At 72.2% G+C, this 16196-nt stretch carries 10 protein-coding genes and 1 pseudogene; 4 read left to right on the top strand and 7 right to left on the bottom strand.

Annotated features, from left to right (window positions below; genetic code table 11):
- Positions 1–64: 64 nt before the first annotated feature.
- Positions 65–1003, bottom strand: coding sequence for an EamA family transporter (locus tag ACIRC0_RS23310; protein WP_403618586.1), 939 nt, complete (start codon positions 1001–1003; stop codon positions 65–67).
- Between the two features lie 88 nt (positions 1004–1091).
- Between ACIRC0_RS23310 and ACIRC0_RS23305 the strand changes: the two genes are divergently transcribed.
- From ACIRC0_RS23305 to ACIRC0_RS23295, 3 genes are all read left to right on the top strand, one after another.
- Positions 1092–2009, top strand: a complete 918-nt coding sequence (locus ACIRC0_RS23305; protein WP_403618583.1) for a LysR family transcriptional regulator — start codon at positions 1092–1094, stop codon at positions 2007–2009.
- 314 nt (positions 2010–2323) lie between these two features.
- Positions 2324–4150 carry a glycoside hydrolase family 3 protein gene (locus ACIRC0_RS23300; protein ID WP_403618580.1) on the top strand — a complete coding sequence of 609 codons (1827 nt, stop codon included), beginning with the start codon at positions 2324–2326 and terminating at the stop codon, positions 4148–4150.
- A gap of 110 nt (positions 4151–4260) precedes the next feature.
- The gene (locus ACIRC0_RS23295) at positions 4261–4857 is read left to right on the top strand and encodes a hypothetical protein (protein WP_403618578.1); all 597 of its coding nucleotides are present in this window, start codon (positions 4261–4263) and stop codon (positions 4855–4857) included.
- A 13-nt stretch (positions 4858–4870) separates the two neighbouring features.
- On the opposite strand, the gene ACIRC0_RS23290 is transcribed toward ACIRC0_RS23295, so the two are convergent.
- From ACIRC0_RS23290 to ACIRC0_RS23280, 3 genes are all read right to left on the bottom strand, one after another.
- The gene (locus tag ACIRC0_RS23290; RefSeq protein WP_403618575.1) at positions 4871–5257 is read right to left on the bottom strand and encodes a hypothetical protein; all 387 of its coding nucleotides are present in this window, start codon (positions 5255–5257) and stop codon (positions 4871–4873) included.
- Positions 5258–5404: 147 nt separating this feature from the next.
- Positions 5405–9142, bottom strand: a complete 3738-nt coding sequence (locus ACIRC0_RS23285) for an ABC transporter ATP-binding protein (RefSeq protein ID WP_403618572.1) — start codon at positions 9140–9142, stop codon at positions 5405–5407.
- Between the two features lie 150 nt (positions 9143–9292).
- Positions 9293–10156, bottom strand: a complete 864-nt coding sequence (locus ACIRC0_RS23280) for a serine hydrolase (protein WP_403618569.1) — start codon at positions 10154–10156, stop codon at positions 9293–9295.
- 328 nt (positions 10157–10484) lie between these two features.
- On the opposite strand from ACIRC0_RS23280, the pseudogene ACIRC0_RS23275 reads away from it, so the two are divergent.
- Positions 10485–11815, top strand: a pseudogene (locus tag ACIRC0_RS23275) (hypothetical protein).
- Here the strand turns inward: ACIRC0_RS23275 and ACIRC0_RS23270 are convergent.
- The 3 genes from ACIRC0_RS23270 to ACIRC0_RS23260 all read right to left on the bottom strand — a co-directional run bounded on the left by ACIRC0_RS23270 (position 11808) and on the right by ACIRC0_RS23260 (position 16064).
- On the bottom strand, positions 11808–13493 hold the full coding sequence (locus tag ACIRC0_RS23270; RefSeq protein WP_403618566.1) for a thiamine pyrophosphate-binding protein: 1686 nt from the start codon (positions 13491–13493) through the stop codon (positions 11808–11810). The pseudogene ACIRC0_RS23275 and the gene ACIRC0_RS23270 overlap by 8 nt on opposite strands.
- The gene (speB, locus tag ACIRC0_RS23265; RefSeq protein ID WP_403618563.1) at positions 13490–14497 is read right to left on the bottom strand and encodes an agmatinase; all 1008 of its coding nucleotides are present in this window, start codon (positions 14495–14497) and stop codon (positions 13490–13492) included. The genes ACIRC0_RS23270 and speB overlap by 4 nt, the downstream gene beginning before the upstream one ends.
- A 106-nt stretch (positions 14498–14603) precedes the next feature.
- Complete coding sequence (locus tag ACIRC0_RS23260; RefSeq protein ID WP_403618560.1) at positions 14604–16064, bottom strand: sodium:solute symporter; 1461 nt, start codon at positions 16062–16064, stop codon at positions 14604–14606.
- Positions 16065–16196 lie beyond the last annotated feature (132 nt).

Here is a 16196-nt window from a genome sequence, read left to right as displayed (position 1 = left end):
GCCTCATACCGAACGCTGGTGGCAACGCGACGTGGAACCGGGGATCTCGACTACTGGTACGCGTTCACGCCGGCTCGCTGACCGGCTCGCGTGCCGAGGCGTCCGCCGACTGGACCTCCTTCGAACGAACCCCCTTCGAACGGCCCCTCTTCGCCGGTGCCAGGGACGTCAGCGCCACCCCGCCCACCAGCAGTGCCGCCGCGGCCCAGCGCAGGGGGCTGATCGGTTCGCCCAGGAAAAGGGCCGCTGACGACATGCCGAAGACCGGGACCAGGAGGGAGAACGGGGCGACCGTGGACGCGGGGTGACGGCGCAGCAGCCAGCCCCAGGCGCCGAAGCCGAAGACCGTGGTGATCCAGGCGACGTAGAGGACGATGCCGGCGCCCTGCCAGTCGAGGGCGCGCAGCGCGGCGAGGTCCCGGGAGGGGCCCTCGGTGAGGAGGGACAGGGAGAGCAGGGGCAGGACCGGCACCGTGCTCACCCACACCATGAAGTTCAGGGGGTCCGGAGGGGACGCCTTGCGGGTGAGGACGTTGGACAGACCCCAGCAGGCCGCCGCGACTATGACCAGGGCGAACGCGCCGAGCGGACCGGCCGTTCCCTCGTCGACGGCCGCGAGGGCGACGCCGCCGAGCGCCACCGCCATGCCCAGCGCCCTCAGGCGCGTGGGGCGTTCGCCGAGGAGTGCGAAGGCCATGAGCGCCGTGAACACGGCCTGGATCTGGAGGACCAGCGAGGACAGGCCGGCGGGCATCCCGGCGGCCATGCCGAGGAACAGCAGCCCGAACTTCGCCACGCCCAGCACCAGGCCCACCGCCACGATCCACTTCCACGCCACCTTGGGGCGGCCCACGAGGAAGACGGCGGGGACGGCCGCGGCCAGGAAGCGCAGGGCCGAGAACAGCAGCGGCGGGAAGTGGCCGAGGCCGAGTTCGATGACGGTGAAGTTGACGCCCCAGACGGCGGCGACGAGGACGGCGAGAGACAGGTGTGCGGGTCGCATGCGTCGAGCATCACGTCCGGCAACCGTGAAGCACCAGCGATGATTGCTGCATGGTTGGATGAAGCATCTCTAACACCAGGGGGCCGTCTTGCTCGATCTTCAACGCCTGCGCGCCCTGCACGCCGTCTCCGTCCACGGCACGGTCGGCGCCGCGGCCACCGCGCTCGGCTACACCCCGTCCGCGGTCTCCCAGCAGATCGCCAAGCTGGAGCGGGAGACCAGGACCGTGCTGCTCGAACGGGAGGGGCGCGGCGTACGGCTCACCGACGAGGCTCTGCAGCTGGCCGCCACGGCACAGGAGTTGATGGCGATCGTGGAGCGCGCCGAGACCGAGCTGGAGGAGCGGCGGGGGTTGCCCGCCGGGCGGCTGACGGTGGCGGCGTTCGCGTCGGCGGCGCGGGGGCTGATGCCGGGGGTGCTCGCGGATCTGGCGCGCCGGCATCCCGCCCTGGACACCCGGCTGACCGAGGTGGACCCGCATCTGTCCGTCGACCTGGTGGCCAAGGGCGTGGTGGACGTCGCCGTGGCGCACGACTGGGACATCGCGCCGCTGCCCGCCCCGGAGGGGGTGGAACAGGCGGTCATCGGAGACGACCTGTGCGATCTGCTCGTGCCCGCCGGCCACCGTTTCGCCGAGCGGACGGCGGTGCGCCGCGAGGAGCTGGGCGGTGAGCGGTGGATCTGCCAGCCGCCGGGCCGGGTCTGCCACGAGTGGCTGGTGCGGACGCTGCGCGCCGCCGGGCACGAGCCCGAGGTGGTCCACCAGGCCGACGAGAACCCGACCCTGGTCGCCCTGGTCGCCGCCGGACTCGGTATCGCCCTGATCCCGCGGCTGGGCCGGGGCCCGCTGCCCGAGGGGGTCGTCGAGGTGCCCCTGGACCCCATGCCCGTACGGCATCTGTACGCGCTGTGGCGCAGGGGAGCGGCCCGGCGGCCGGCGATCGCCGAGACCGTACGCACCCTCCAGCACCACTGGCCCACGGTGTCGGCGCACACGCCCCGCTGACCACCCGCGTACCGACTTCCGGCGTCCGGCCGTTTCCGGGAACCCGACCCGGTGCGCCTTCGTCCCATGGGCAGGTTGCCGGAAGAGTCTCCGCGCTGCGGTGTCGGCCTCGCTGCTGGCTGCGATCGCTGACCACCCTCTCCGCCGCACGCGGCCGGCAGCACGCCGCCATCGGCGCGCCCCCCTCCAACAGCGCCGATGGCGGCCCCTTATGTGCGCTACCTCATGTGCGGCGCCTTGACCGGCAGAAACTTCCCGGATATTGGTGACTCCTCGGAAGTTTCCTTCAGCGTTCTCCTCCGGAAGGAGCGCACGTGCACGACTCCGGCACGGGAAGCACCGCACAGCCCTCCAGACGCACCGTCCTCGCCGCCACCGCGGGCCTGACGGCGGCCCTCGCCCTCACCCCGGGCGCCGCTCGTGCCGCCGGGTACGACGATGAACGGCTCAAGGGCCTGATCTCCCGCATGTCGCTCGAGGAGAAGGCCGGCCAGCTCTTCGTGATGCGGGTCTACGGCCACTCGGCGACCGCCCCCGACCAGGCCGACATCGACGCCAACCTCAAGGAGATCGGCGTCCGCACGGCCGCCGAGCTGATCGCCAGGTACCGCGTCGGCGGCATCATCTACTTCACCTGGGCGCACAACACCCGCGATCCCCGGCAGATCGCCGAACTGTCCAACGGCATCCAGAAGGCGTCGCTCGACCAGCCCCGCGGACTGCCCGTGCTCATCGCCACCGACCAGGAGCACGGGATCGTCGCCCGCGTGGGCAGGCCCGCGACCCTGTTCCCGGGCGCGATGGCGATCGGAGCCGGTGGCTCCCGGGCCGACGCGCAGACGCTGGGCCGGATCGCCGGTGCCGAGCTGCGCGCCCTCGGCATCCGCCAGGACTACTCCCCCGACGCCGACGTGAACGTCAACCCGGCCAACCCGGTCATCGGCGTCCGGTCCTTCGGTGCCGACCCGGAGGCGGTGGCGGGCCTGGTCGCCGCGGAGGTGAGGGGCTATCAGTCCTCCCGCGTCGCGGCGACCGCCAAGCACTTCCCGGGCCACGGCGACACCGCCGTCGACAGCCACTACGGCTTCCCGGTCATCACGCACAGCCGCGAACTGTGGGAGAGGCTGGACGCCGTGCCGTTCCGGGCGGCGGTCCGGGCCGGGATCGACGCCGTCATGACCGCGCACATCATGGTGCCCGCGCTCGACGACTCGGGCGACCCCGCGACGCTCTCCCGTCCCATCGTCACCGGCATCCTGCGCGAGGAGCTCGGCTACGACGGGGTCGTGGTGACCGACTCGCTCGGCATGGAGGGCGTACGGCAGAAGTACGGCGACGACCGTGTGCCCGTGCTCGCCCTCAAGGCGGGGGTCGACCAGCTGCTGAACCCGCCGAACCTGGACCTCGCCTGGAACGCGGTGCTGGACGCGGTGCGGGGCGGCGAGCTGACCGAGGCCCGGCTGGACGAGTCGCTGCTGCGCATCCTGCGCCTGAAGGCGAAGCTGGGGCTGCTGGACCGGCCGTACGTGACCGGGGCCGGCGTCGAGCGGACCGTCGGCGCCCCGGAGCATCTGCGCACCGCCGACCGCATCGCGGACCGCACGACCACGCTGCTGGTCAACAAGGAGCGTCTGCTGCCGCTCTCGCCCCGAACCCGCCCCCGGCTTCTGGTGGCCGGCGCGGACCCGGCGTCCCCGACCGGCACCGACGGACCGCCCACCACCGTCCTGGCGAACGCCCTGACCGAGCTGGGCTTCACGGCGACCGCGCTGTCCACCGGCACGGCCCCCTCGGCGGCGACGATCGCGAAGGCGGTGACGGCGGCGGGAGACGCGGACGCCGTGGTCGTGGCCACGTACAACGTGAGCGCGACCGGTTCCCAGCGGACGCTGGTGAACCGGCTGGCCGCCACCGGGAAGCCCCTGATCGCCCTCGCCGTCCGGAATCCGTATGACGTCGCCCAACTCCCGGACGTGGGCGCCTTCCTGGCGTCGTACTCCTGGACGGACGTCGAACTGCGTGCCGCGGCACGGGTGATCGCGGGCCGGGTGAGGCCGCGCGGGAAGCTGCCGGTGCCGGTGCAACGGGCGGACGACCCGGCGCGGATGCTGTACCCGATCGGATACGGGCTGTCGTACTAGCCGTACGCCGGGAACCCGGCACCCCGCCCCCGAATGTCGCAAAGCACCCGAGACGTCTGGCGTGGGCCGTGGCCGCGGGCCACGCTGGACGGGGGTGGACCGGGGGGGCGATGCGAGGGACGCGAGCGTTGCTGGGTGCGCTGCTGGCCGCTGCGCTGACGGTGGGCGGGCTCTCCGGATGCCAGACGTTGTCGGGGGCGGCGAGGGACCGGCCGAGCGGGCGTGCCACGTCGCCGGCGCCGTCCGGGTTCGGCGCCGAGTTCCTCGCCGTGGACGAGTGCAGTTCCTTCGGCACGACGAGCTTCACGGAAGTGCCGTGCACGAGCGAACGGGCCGCCGCCCGGGTGGTCGCCCGCTACGACGGCGACCCGGCGCAGGGCCCCGCGTGCCCCGCGACCACGGACTTCGTGCTGCACATCAGCCCCTCGGGGGCGGTGCGGCGCGGCTATGCGTGCATGCGGAACCTGGAGCCGCCGCACCCGGGCGACCCCGGTGGCGGGGGCGGCCCGCGCACGATCGTCGGGGACTGCGTGTACGGCACGGGCAAGGGCGAGGTCCGGGAGACGACCTGCGACGGCGGGGGCGGGCGCACGCCCGAGTACAGGGTGACGTCGGCGGTCGCGCGCCGCTCGCAGTGCCCGCCGTCGACGGCGCTCTACGTCCAGCTGGGCGGCAGCAGACCGGTGGGGTGCGCCCGGCGGCTGTGAGCGCGGGGACGCGTCAGCAGAGGGTCCATCCGGAGCTGACCGACCCAGAGCCCACGGAGCCGCGGATCCACACGCACCGGTGGCCGGCGTGCACCGTGACGGGCCCGGCGTGGTGCGTGTACTGCCCGATGTCGACCGCGGGACGGCTGCCGCGCGCCTGCACGCTCACCGACATGGTCTTCCTGCCGGAGACCCGCTTGGCGAAGGTCACCGCGCACACATAGCCGTCGCGCCTGTAGACCTGCACGGAGCCGGTGGAGAACGAGAGCGTACGAACGTTGCGTCCCGAGCAGTAGCCGGCCGCCTCCGCGTGCCCCGGGCTCGCCAGCGCGAGCAGCCCGGACGCCGTCAGTACGGTCATGCCGAGCGCCAGGCGCCGGCGTATCGCACTCTTGTCCACCTTTGTGGTCCCTCCCCGCGACGATGAGCGTACTGATGTACGGACGCATGGCGTACGGCAGATGGTTGCATCGCGGTGGTGCACACAGGCACATATTTCCGAACGTTTGGGGCAACCTCCGCAGAATTTCCCGAATTCGACGGAGCGTCAGGCCGAGGAGCCGACCGGCTCCTCCTGCCCCGGTTCCGGCGCCCCCACGAACGTCCGCCACAGCTCGGCGTACCGCCCGCCGCGGCGCAGCAGCTCCTCGTGGGTGCCGTCCTCCGCGACGCGGCCGTGGTCCATCACCACCACCCGGTCGGCGCGGGCAGCAGTCGTCAGGCGGTGCGCCACGACCAGGGTCGTGCGGCGGCCGGCGAGACGGTCCGTGGCCTGGTTGACCTGGGCCTCGGTGGCCAGGTCGAGTGCGGCGGTCGCCTCGTCGAGCAGCAGGACGTCGGGGTCCACCAGCTCCGCGCGGGCCAGCGCGATCAACTGCCGCTGTCCGGCGGACAGGTTGCGGCCCCGCTCTGCCACCTCGTGCAGATAGCCGCCCTCGAGGCGGGCGATCATGTCGTGCGCGCCGACCGCCCGCGCCGCGGCCTCCACCTCGGCGTCGGTCGCGTCCGGACGCCCGTACGCGATGGCGTCCCGGACGGTCCCCTGGAACAGGTACGCCTCCTGCGGGACCACGCCGAGCCGGTGCCGGTACGAGGTCAGGTCCAGCGAGCGCAGATCCGTGCCGTCGACCAGCACCCGGCCGCGCGTGGGGTCGTAGAACCGGGCGACGAGCTTGACCAGGGTCGACTTGCCCGCGCCGGTCTCGCCGACGAACGCGACGGTCTGCCCGGCCGGGATCGTCAGGTCCACGCCGGTCAGCGCCTCCTCGTCGCTGCCGTAGGCGAAGTGGACGCCCTCGAAGGTGATGTCGCCGCGCAGGGACAGCACCTCCAGCGGCTCCTCGGCGGCCTTCGTGGCGGTGGGCTCCTGGAGGAGTTCCTGGATGCGGCCCAGCGACACCGTGGCCTGCTGGTAGCCGTCGAAGACCTGGGAGAGCTGCTGAACCGGCGCGAAGAACAGGTCGATGTACAGCAGGTACGCGACCAGGGCACCCGTCGTCAGCGTCCCGGCCTCCACCCGGTGGGCGCCCGCGATCATCACGGACGCCGCGGCCACCGACGACAGCAGCTGCACGAACGGGAAGTAGACGGAGATCAGCCACTGGCCGCGGATGCGCGCCCGGCGGTAGGAGTCGCTGCCCTCGGCGAACCGCCGCCCGCCGTCCCGCTCGCGCCGGAACGCCTGCAGGATCCGCAGCCCGGACACCGACTCCTGGAGGTCGGCGTTGACCGCCGAGACCCGCTCGCGGGCGAGTTCGTACGCCTTCACGCTGGCCCGGCGGAAGAAGACGGTCGCCACGATCAGCGGCGGCAGCGTGGCGAACACGACGAGGGCGAGCTGTACGTCGATCACCAGCAGCGCGACCATGATGCCGAAGAAGGTGACGACGGAGACGAAGGCCGTCACCAGCCCCGTCTGCAGGAACGTCGACAGCGCGTCGACGTCCGTCGTCATCCGCGTCATGATCCGGCCGGTCAGCTCCCGCTCGTAGTAGTCGAGCCCGAGCCGCTGGAGCTGGGCGAAGATCTTCAGCCGCAGGGAGTACAGGACGCGTTCGCCGGTGCGTCCGGTCATCCGGGTCTCGCCGACCTGCGCCGCCCACTGGATCAGGACGGTGACCAGCGCCAGCAGGGACGCGGACCAGACCGCGCCGACGGCCATCCGGGACACGCCCTGGTCGATGCCGTGCCGGATCAGGATCGGCAGCAGCAGCCCCATGCCCGCGTCCACGGCGACGAGGGCGAGGCTGACCAGCAGGGGCAGCCCGAAGCCGCGGAGCAGCCGGGTGAGGCCGTAGGACTCCTCCGGCCGGACGGCGCGTGCCTCGTCGACGCCCGGGGTGTCGGTGGCCGGAGGCAGCTTCTCGACCTGGGTGAGCAGCTCGGGGGTCGCCGGGGTGCCGGCGAGGGCGTGGTCCTTGGGTTCGCGGTCGCCGGTCCACAGCCGCGGGGTGACGCCGCGCTCGGCGTCGAACTCGGCGTCCAGCTCGTCCCGGACGCTGGTGTCCTCCTCCGGCGCGGCCGGCTGGGCGTGGCCGGGGGAGACACCGCCCAGCTCGTCGGGGTCGGTGAGGAGGCGACGGTAGAGGGCGGAGCGCTCCTGCAGCTCCTCATGGGTGCCGATGTCGGCGAGACGGCCGCCGTCGAGGACCGCGATGCGGTCGGCGAGGTTCAGGGTGGAGCGGCGGTGGGCGATCAGCAGGGTCGTGCGGCCCTCCATGACCTGCTTCAGGGCCTCGTGGATCTCGTGCTCGACGCGGGCGTCCACCGCCGAGGTCGCGTCGTCGAGGACCAGCAGCCGGGGGTCGGCGAGGATGGCGCGGGCGAGCGCGATGCGCTGGCGCTGGCCGCCGGAGAGGGTCAGGCCGTGCTCGCCGACCTTGGTGCCGTAGCCGTCGGGCAGCTCGGCGATGAAACGGTCCGCCTGGGCGGCGCGCGCGGCCCGCTCGATCTCCTCGTCGGTGGCGTCGGGGCGGCCGTAGGCGATGTTGTTGCGGACGGTGTCCGAGAAGAGGAACGAGTCCTCGGGGACCAGCCCGATCGCGGCGCGCAGGGACGTCAGGGTCAGCTCGCGCACATCGTGGCCGCCGACGAGGACGGCACCGTGCGTGACGTCGTAGAAGCGCGGCAGCAGCAGCGAGACCGTGGACTTCCCGGAGCCGGAGGAGCCGACGACGGCGAGGGTCTCGCCGGGGCGGATCTCGAAGGAGAGGCCGTCGAGGACCGGGCGCCCGTCCTCGTACGCGAAGGAGACGTCGTCGAACTCGACGGTCGCGGGAGCGTCGGCGGGCAGTTCCTTGGTGCCGTCCTTCAGCGACGGCTCGGTGTCGATCAGCTCCAGGACCCGCTCGGCGCCCGCGCGGGCCTGCTGGCCGACGGTGAGGACCACGGCGAGCATGCGGACCGGGCCGACGAGCTGCGCGAGGTACGAGGAGAACGCGACGAACGTGCCGAGCGTGATGTGCCCCCGCACCGCGAGCCAGCCGCCGACCGCCAGCATGGCGACCTGGCCGAGGGCGGGCACGGCCTGGAGGGCGGGGGTGTACTTGGCGTTCAGCCGGATGGTCCGCAGGCGTCCCGCGAAGAGCCGGCGCCCGACCTCGCGGAGCTTGCCGGCCTCCTGCTCCTCCTGCCCGAAGCCCTTCACCACGCGGACGCCGCTGACGGCGCCGTCGACCACGGTCGCCACGGCGGCGGCCTGGGCCTGGGCGTACCAGGTCGCCGGGTGCAGCCGGGACCGGCTGCGCTTGGCGATGAACCCCAGGGCGGGCGCGACCGCCAGGGCGACCAGGGTCAGCGGCAGCGACAGCCAGGCCATGACCATCAGGGAGACCAGGAAGAGCAGGACGTTCCCGATCGTCATCGGGAGCATGAAGAGCAGGCCTTGGATCAGCTGGAGGTCGCTGGTGGCGCGGCCGACCACCTGGCCGGTGGACAGCTCGTCCTGGCGCCGCCCGTCCAGCCGGGTGATCGTCCCGTACATGTCCGTCCGCAGGTCGTGCTGGACGTCCAGGGCGAGCCGGCCGCCGTAGTAGCGGCGGACGTAGGTGAGGACGTAGACGAGGACGGCCGTGCCGATCAGGGCGCCGGCCCAGGGGGCCATGGGCCTGCTGTGGTTCCCGATGACGTCGTCGATGATCACCTTGGTGATCAGGGGCACCAGGGCCGTGAGAGCCATGCCGGCGAGGGAGGAGCCCAGGGCGAGGACGACGTCCCTGGGGTACCGCCAGGCGTACCCCGCCAGTCGCCGCGCCCAGCCGCGCTGCTCCCCCTCGTGCTCTGCCACGCCGGTGCCCTCCTTCAGACCTGGTCTACCGGAAGGCACCAACGCCGTCAGCAGCGGATTTCATCCCTCCGCAATGTTCGGACTCGTACCGGCGGGTAGGAGAGCCGCGTCGTCCGGACCGGATTCGTGATCACCGGGGGTTCGGCCGTGTCAGCTCGCGGGGGCCGCCGGGTACGCCTCCTGCGGCGTGCTCGTGGGCACGAACGTGCTGGTGGTGGACGTCGTCGGCACCAGGTCCTTGTGGATGGCCCTCGCCACGTTCTGGATGGTGGTGACGCCGTAGTTCATCGTGCTGTTGTCCCAGGTCAGCACGGTGATCATGTAGTCGTGGCCGCGGCCGTTGAACGTGCCGACGCTGTGCACCCGCCAGCCGTGCGTGGAGCGCTGCAGCCAGCCGTTCTTGACGTGCACGGCCACGCCGGAGGGCGCGCCGGCCGGAGTGCCCCAGCGCTGCGAGGAGATGACGTTCGCCATCAGCTTCAGCTCGTACGCGCGGGAGTTGTCGCTCAGCACGGAGTTCTTCGCGGTGAGGAGCTTGAGCAGCTTCTGCTCGTCCTGCACGGTGATCTGGGTCAGGCCCCAGTAGCCGTTCGCGCCCGGCTTGGTCTGGGTCATGCCGGCCGCGGTGAGGAAGCCCTTGATCTTCGTCAGGCCCAGCTGCTTCCACAGCGTGCTGGTGGCGTTGTTGTCCGACTTGGTGATCATGGCCGTGGCGAGGCTGTTCTCACGGCTCGTCAGATAGCGGTTGTGCTTCTTCGCGTCCCACAGCAGCGTGGCGAGCACGGTGACCTTCACCACGCTGGCCGAGTCGTAGGCGGACGTGCCGCGCAGCGAGCAGGTGGTGTTGGTGGAGCGGTCGTACAGGCCGACCGCGACGGTGCCCCGGCGGCCGGCGAGGGCCGAGGTGATGTCCTTCTGCAGCTTGGCGGCCAGACCCGCCTTGCCCGAGGTGCAGCTGACGGTGGGCGTGGCGGCGGCAGCGGGTGCGGCGGCCGCCACGAACGGTACGAGCATGCCGACACCGAGCCCGGCCGCGAGGACTCGAGCTCTCTGGAATGTCGGGAAATTGCCGGATATCCGGTGAGTCATAGAGGTTGACCATCCTCTTACATGGACAAGAGCGCGCCCCGGCACGCTCGTGCCCTATTGACTCACGGGAACGTCCGAAAGTTGTAGGCGAGTTCGCTCACATAGTCGTTCGCAGGCCGATTCACGGCCGCAATCACGGCGCCCCTGTGAGGAACCTCTCACTTGCCATCCGCTTACCGGGCTCTCACCCATCCACAGCTCACGCCCAGGCTGACCACAGTCCGTACCCATGGCGTCTCTGCATGGTGCACTGGTGACCTCTGCCACGCATCCTCGCTCCGAAGTCCCCGGCCGCCCCTCGGTCCCCGGTTCACCGGCCGCCGGGCCGCCCCACGGTCCGTCCCCCGACAGCGGCGCCGCGCCGCGCTGGTCGTTGCCGGCGTTGCTCGGCATCCTGGCGCTGGCCGCGGTGCTGTACTCCTGGAACCTGTCCGGATCGAGCCTGAACAGCTTCTACAGCGCGGCCGTGCTGAGCGGCACCCAGAGCTGGAAGGCGTGGTTCTTCGGCTCCTTGGACGCGGGCAACTTCCTCACCGTCGACAAACCGCCGCTCGCGCTGATGGTCATGGGACTGTCCTGCCAGGTGTTCGGCTTCGGCACCTGGCTGGCAGCGCGGGCATCGGCCGCATGTTCAACGACATCCTGGGCGGCCAGATCTCCTGGCTGATCCCCTTCGCGGCCATCGCCTGCGCCGGCGGCCTGATCCTGTGCGGCCGCGCCCCGCGCACCGACCTGACGCGGGCCGCGCTGCTGCTGTGGGGTGGCTGGACGGCGCTGCACTACCTGACCTTCGCCATGGCCGAGGGCACCATGCACCCGTACTGCACGACCGCGCTCGCCCCCGGTATCGCGGCCCTGTGCGGGGGCGGCGGCGCGATGCTGCTGCGCGCGTTCCGCGCCGACAGGCGCTGGGCGTGGGTGCTTCCGGTGGGACTGGCCGTGACGGCCGTCCGGGCGATCGTGCTGCTGCGCCGGGCCTCCGGCGGGAACACCTGGCTGTGGCCGGCCATCGGTGTGGTCATGGCGGCGGCGGTCGTCGGCCTGTTCGTCTTCCGCTCGGGCAACCGCGTCCGGCTCCTGGCTGCCTCCGTCGCCGCGGCGGTCGTCGCGGCGCTCGCGGGCCCGGCGGCCTACGCATGGTCGGTGCCGTCCCGGTCGGGCGGCGGCGGCATGGGCGGTACGAACCCGACCGCCGGCCCCTCCACGGGCGGCGGCATGGGCGGCGGGCCGCGCGGCAACCGCGGCGGCTTCGGCGGCAACGCCGGCCCCGGCAACGGCGGGATGCCGGGTGGCGGCACTCAGCAGGGCCCAGGCCAGAACGCCGAGGCCGGCGGCGCCCCGGGCGGCGGCGCGCCCAGCGGCGGCTTCCCCGGCGGCCAACAGGGCGGCGGCAACGCAGAGATGGGCGGCACACCCCCGAACCTCAGCTCCGCGGTGACGTCCTGGGTCCAGAAGCACGGCACGGCGGTCAAGGAGAGCGCCTACAGCAAGACCACTACGTCGAGTTCTTCGTCAGCGACGAACTCCTCGTCGCAGAGCAGCCAGTCGACGCTCTACCGCCTGGACCCGTCCGACGTCAGCTGAGGTGCGTCGGCGCGAACATCCGCAGGAGCGCCGGCAGGACGACCACCGAAGGCCCTGGTTCCGCCAGGGCCTTCGCCAGGTCGGCCTCCAGTGCCTCGGGGGTCGTACGCACGCCCGGGACGCCGAAGGACTCGGCCAGGGCCACGTAGTCGGGGCGGGTCAGTTCCGTCGCCGTGGCCTGGCCGAAGGCGTCCGTCATGTACTCGCGCAGGATGCCGTAGCCGCCGTCGTCGACGATCAGCCAGGTGACGTCGAGGCCGTACTGCCGCGCCGTCGCCAGTTCCGCGACGGAGTACAGTGCGCCGCCGTCGCCGGACACCGCCAGGACGGGGCGCGTGGGGTCCGCCGCCGCCGCGCCGAGGGCCGCCGGGAAGCCGTAGCCGAGACCGCCCGCTCCCTGCGCGGAGTGCATGGTGTTGGGAGCCTTCGGGTCGAAGGCCGACCACGCCCAGTAGGCCAGGATCGTCATGTCCCAGAAGGACGGGGAGCCGTCCGGGAGGGCGCGGCGAACCGACGCCAGCACCTGCTGTTCCAGGGTCAGGTCCTGCGAGGCGATCCGCTCGGCCACCCTCGCGAGCAGCGCCCGTACGCGCTCCTCAGCCCCCTCGTCCTCCCGCGCCTCCACCGTCTCCAGCAGCGCCTGCAGCGCCAGGCGGGCGTCCGCGTGGATGCCGAGGGCCGGGTGGTTGGACTCCAGCTTGCCGGGGTCCGCCTCGATCTGGATCACCTGGCCGCGCGGCTTGAACGTGTGGTAGTTCGAGGAGAGTTCGCCGAGGCCCGAGCCGACCACGAGCAGGACGTCCGCGTCCTCGAGGAAGTCCGTGGTGTGGCGGTCCTCCAGCCAGGACTGCAGGGACAGCGGGTGCTCCCAGGGGAAGGCGCCCTTGCCGCCGAAGGTGGTGACGACGGGGGCGTTCAGCTTCTCGGCGAGCGCCAGCAGCTTTCCGGACGCGTCCGACCTGACCACTCCCCCGCCCGCGATGATCGCCGGGCGGTCGGCGCGCGACAGCAGGTCCGCCGCCACCGCCGTCAGCTCCGGACGCGGCGGCAGCTCGTCCGGGGTCGCGTCCATCGCCGTCACCACCGGCAGCCGTGTCTCGGCGAGCAGCACGTCCTGCGGGATCTCCACCCACACCGGGCCGTGAGGCACCGTCAGCGCCGACTTCCAGGCCTGCGCGATCGCCGACGGGATCTGCGACTGCGTACGGACCGTGTGGACCGACTTGACCACGCCCCGGAACGAGGCCGCCTGGTCGGGGAGTTCGTGCAGATAGCCGTGGCGTCCGCCGCCCAGGCCCGCGGTCGGGATCTGGCTGCTGACGGCCAGCACGGGCGCCGACGCCGCCGCGGCCTCCTGGAGCGCCGCCAGGGACGTCAGCGCGCCGGGGCCGGTGGAGAGCAGCAGCGGTGCCGCCTCACCGGTGATCCGGCCGTACGCGTCCGCCGCGAACCCGGCGTTGTTCTCCACCCGCAGCCCGACGTACCTGAGGTCGGAGCGGCGCAGCGCGTCGAACATGCCGAGCGCGTGCTGGCCGGGCAGGCCGAAGACCGTCGTCGCGCCCAGCCCGGCCAGGGTCTCCACGACCAGGTCTCCGCCGGTGCGGCCGGGGGGAGGATTGAGTGCGGCCTCGGTCTGCGCGGGCGTGGGACTGAGTACCAGGTCGTGGTCGTGCGTCACTTGCTCTCGGTCTCCTCACCGGTGCGGGCCGCCGCGATCTGGCGGGTCATGATCGTCGTCAGTTCGTACGCCGTGTGGGACGCGGCCACCGACGTGATCTCCGCGTGGTCGTAGGCGGGCGCCACCTCGACGACGTCCGCCGAGACCAGGTTGCAGGAGGCGAGGCCCCGGAGGATCTCGAGGAGTTCGCGGGAGGTCATGCCGCCCGCCTCCGGGGTGCCGGTGCCGGGGGCGTGCGCCGGGTCGAGGCAGTCGATGTCGATGGAGATGTACAGCGGGCGGTCGCCGATGCGCTGGCGCAGCTGGTCGGCGACCTCGTCGGCGCCGCGCCGGTAGATGTCGGCGGAGGTGACGATGCCGAAGCCCATCTTCTCGTCGTCGGTCAGGTCCTGCTTGCCGTAGAGCGGGCCGCGGGTGCCGACGTGGGAGAGCGCGGAGGTGTCGAGGATGCCCTCCTCGACGGCGCGGCGGAACGGGGTGCCGTGCGTGTACTCCGCGCCGAAGTAGGTGTCCCAGGTGTCGAGGTGGGCGTCGAAGTGGAGCAGCGCGACCGGGCCGTGCTTCCTGGCCACCGAGCGGAGCAGCGGGAGCGCGATGGTGTGGTCGCCGCCGAGGGTCATCAGGCGGGCGCCGGTGCCGAGGAGTTCGTCGGCGGCGGCCTCGACGGTCTCCACCGCCTCGTGGATGTTGAACGGGTTCACGGCGATGTCGCCGCCGTCCGCGACCTGGGCGAGCGCGAAGGGGGAGGCGTCCTGCGCCGGGTTGTACGGGCGCAGCAGGCGGGACGCCTCACGGATCGCGTTGCCGCCGAAGCGGGCGCCCGGGCGGTAGGAGACGCCCGAGTCGAACGGCACGCCGACCACGGCGACGTCCGCGGTGCCGACCTCGTCGAGGCGGGGCAGCCGGGCGAAGGTCGCGGGGCCCGCGTACCGCGGGATGCGGGACGAGTCGACGGGGCCGCGGGGCCGGCTGCCGCCTGCTGCGGGGTTCTCGGTGCTGCTCATCGTCGGACTCCTCCAGGTAATGCGTGTTTCTTCCAGTGTCGCGGAGCCCTCCGGCAGGCCCCGCCCGGCCCGGCCGCCCCCTGGCGTCCGGGCCGAAGCAACAGGGTCAGGCGCCCACCGCCGCGGGCTCCTCCGCGCTCGCCGCGCCGCGCCCGGCGAGCCGCTCCCGCCACGCGGCCAGGACGGCCTCGTCGGTCGGCCTGGTCACCAGCGACACGACGACGTAGGCGGCGAGCGAGGCGAGCAGACCGTAGTAGACGGGCTCGTTGGCGAGGATGCCGTAGGCCGCCATCAGGCCGATGACGGCGAGACCGCCTACCACCACCGAGGCGAGCGCGCCCTGGACGGTGCCGCGCTTCCACAGCAGGCCGCCCAGGATCGGGACCAGCAGACCGCCGACGAGCAGGTTGTACGCGACGGTCAGCGCCTCGACCACGTTGTTCAGCGCGATGGCCGTGCCGATCACCGCCACCCCCATGATCAGGATGAAGGCGCGGTTGCCCTTCACCTCGTCGTGCGCCCCCTCGTCGCGGCGCACGACACCGCGCAGCCGCGACCAGATGTCGTTGTTGGCGACGGTCGCACACGCGATGAGGGCACCGGAAGAGGTCGACATCACCGCGGCGAGGGCGGCGGCGAGCACCAACCCCCTTACGCCGACGGGGAGTTCCTGCTTCACGATGGTCGCGAACGCGTCGTCCGGGCTGCCCAGCTTCGGGTACAGGACCTTGGCGGCGGTGCCGATGACGGCGCCGGCGAGCGCGTAGGCCAGACAGTAGGTGCCGGCGACCGTGCCGCCCCACTTGGCGGTCGTGTCGCTGCGCGCGGTGAACACGCGCTGCCAGATGTCCTGCCCGATCAGCATGCCGAACGTGTAGATCAGGACGTAGGTGAAGATCGTCTCGCCGCCGATGCCCAGCGGGTCGAAGTACGAGGTCGGCAGCTTGGCCTTCATCTCGCTGAAGCCGCCCGCCTTGACGACCGCGATGGGCAGCAGGAGCAGCAGCACGCCGATCGTCTTGACGACGAACTGCACCATGTCCGTCAGCGTGATGGACCACATGCCGCCGAGCGTGGAGTACGCGACGACGATGGAGCCGCCGAGGATGATCGCGAGCGTCCGGTTCATGTCGAAGAGGACGTCGAAGATGGTGGCGTAGGCGATGGTCGAGGTGACCGCGAGCATCAGGGTGTACGCCCACATGACCACGCCCGAGATCACGCCGGCCCGGCCGCCGTATCTGAGGTCGAGCATCTCGGAGACGGTGTAGACCTTCAGGCGGGCGATGCGGGCGGAGAAGAAGACCGAGAGGGCGAGCAGGCCGAGGCCGATGGTGAACACCATCCAGGCACCCGACAGCCCGTACTGGTAGCCGAGGCCGACACCGCCGATGGTGGACGCGCCGCCGAGGACGATCGCGGCCATCGTGCCGGAGTACATGGCGGGCCCGAGGCGGCGCCCGGCCACCAGGAACTCGCTCTTGGAGCGGGCGCGGCGCATGCCCCACCAGCCCATGGCCAGCATGCCGGCCAGATAGACGACGATCACTGTGTAGTCGACGGCCATGTGTGGGCCCTCCTTCGCGCACTTCCCGGTGGCGTGTCGTGCAGATGGAACTCGGGGACGCGGTCGGCCGCTCGGCTCGACCGGGGACGGCAGGGGCTCGCGGGGACATCCGCCCGTACCCGCGGCTGCCGG

Source organism: Streptomyces sp. NPDC093984, assembly GCF_044764595.1.
GTDB classification, from domain to species: domain Bacteria; phylum Actinomycetota; class Actinomycetes; order Streptomycetales; family Streptomycetaceae; genus Streptomyces; species Streptomyces cynarae.
The sequence above is the reverse complement of the archived record's forward strand: the minus strand, read 5'-3'. Positions and strand labels throughout refer to the sequence as shown.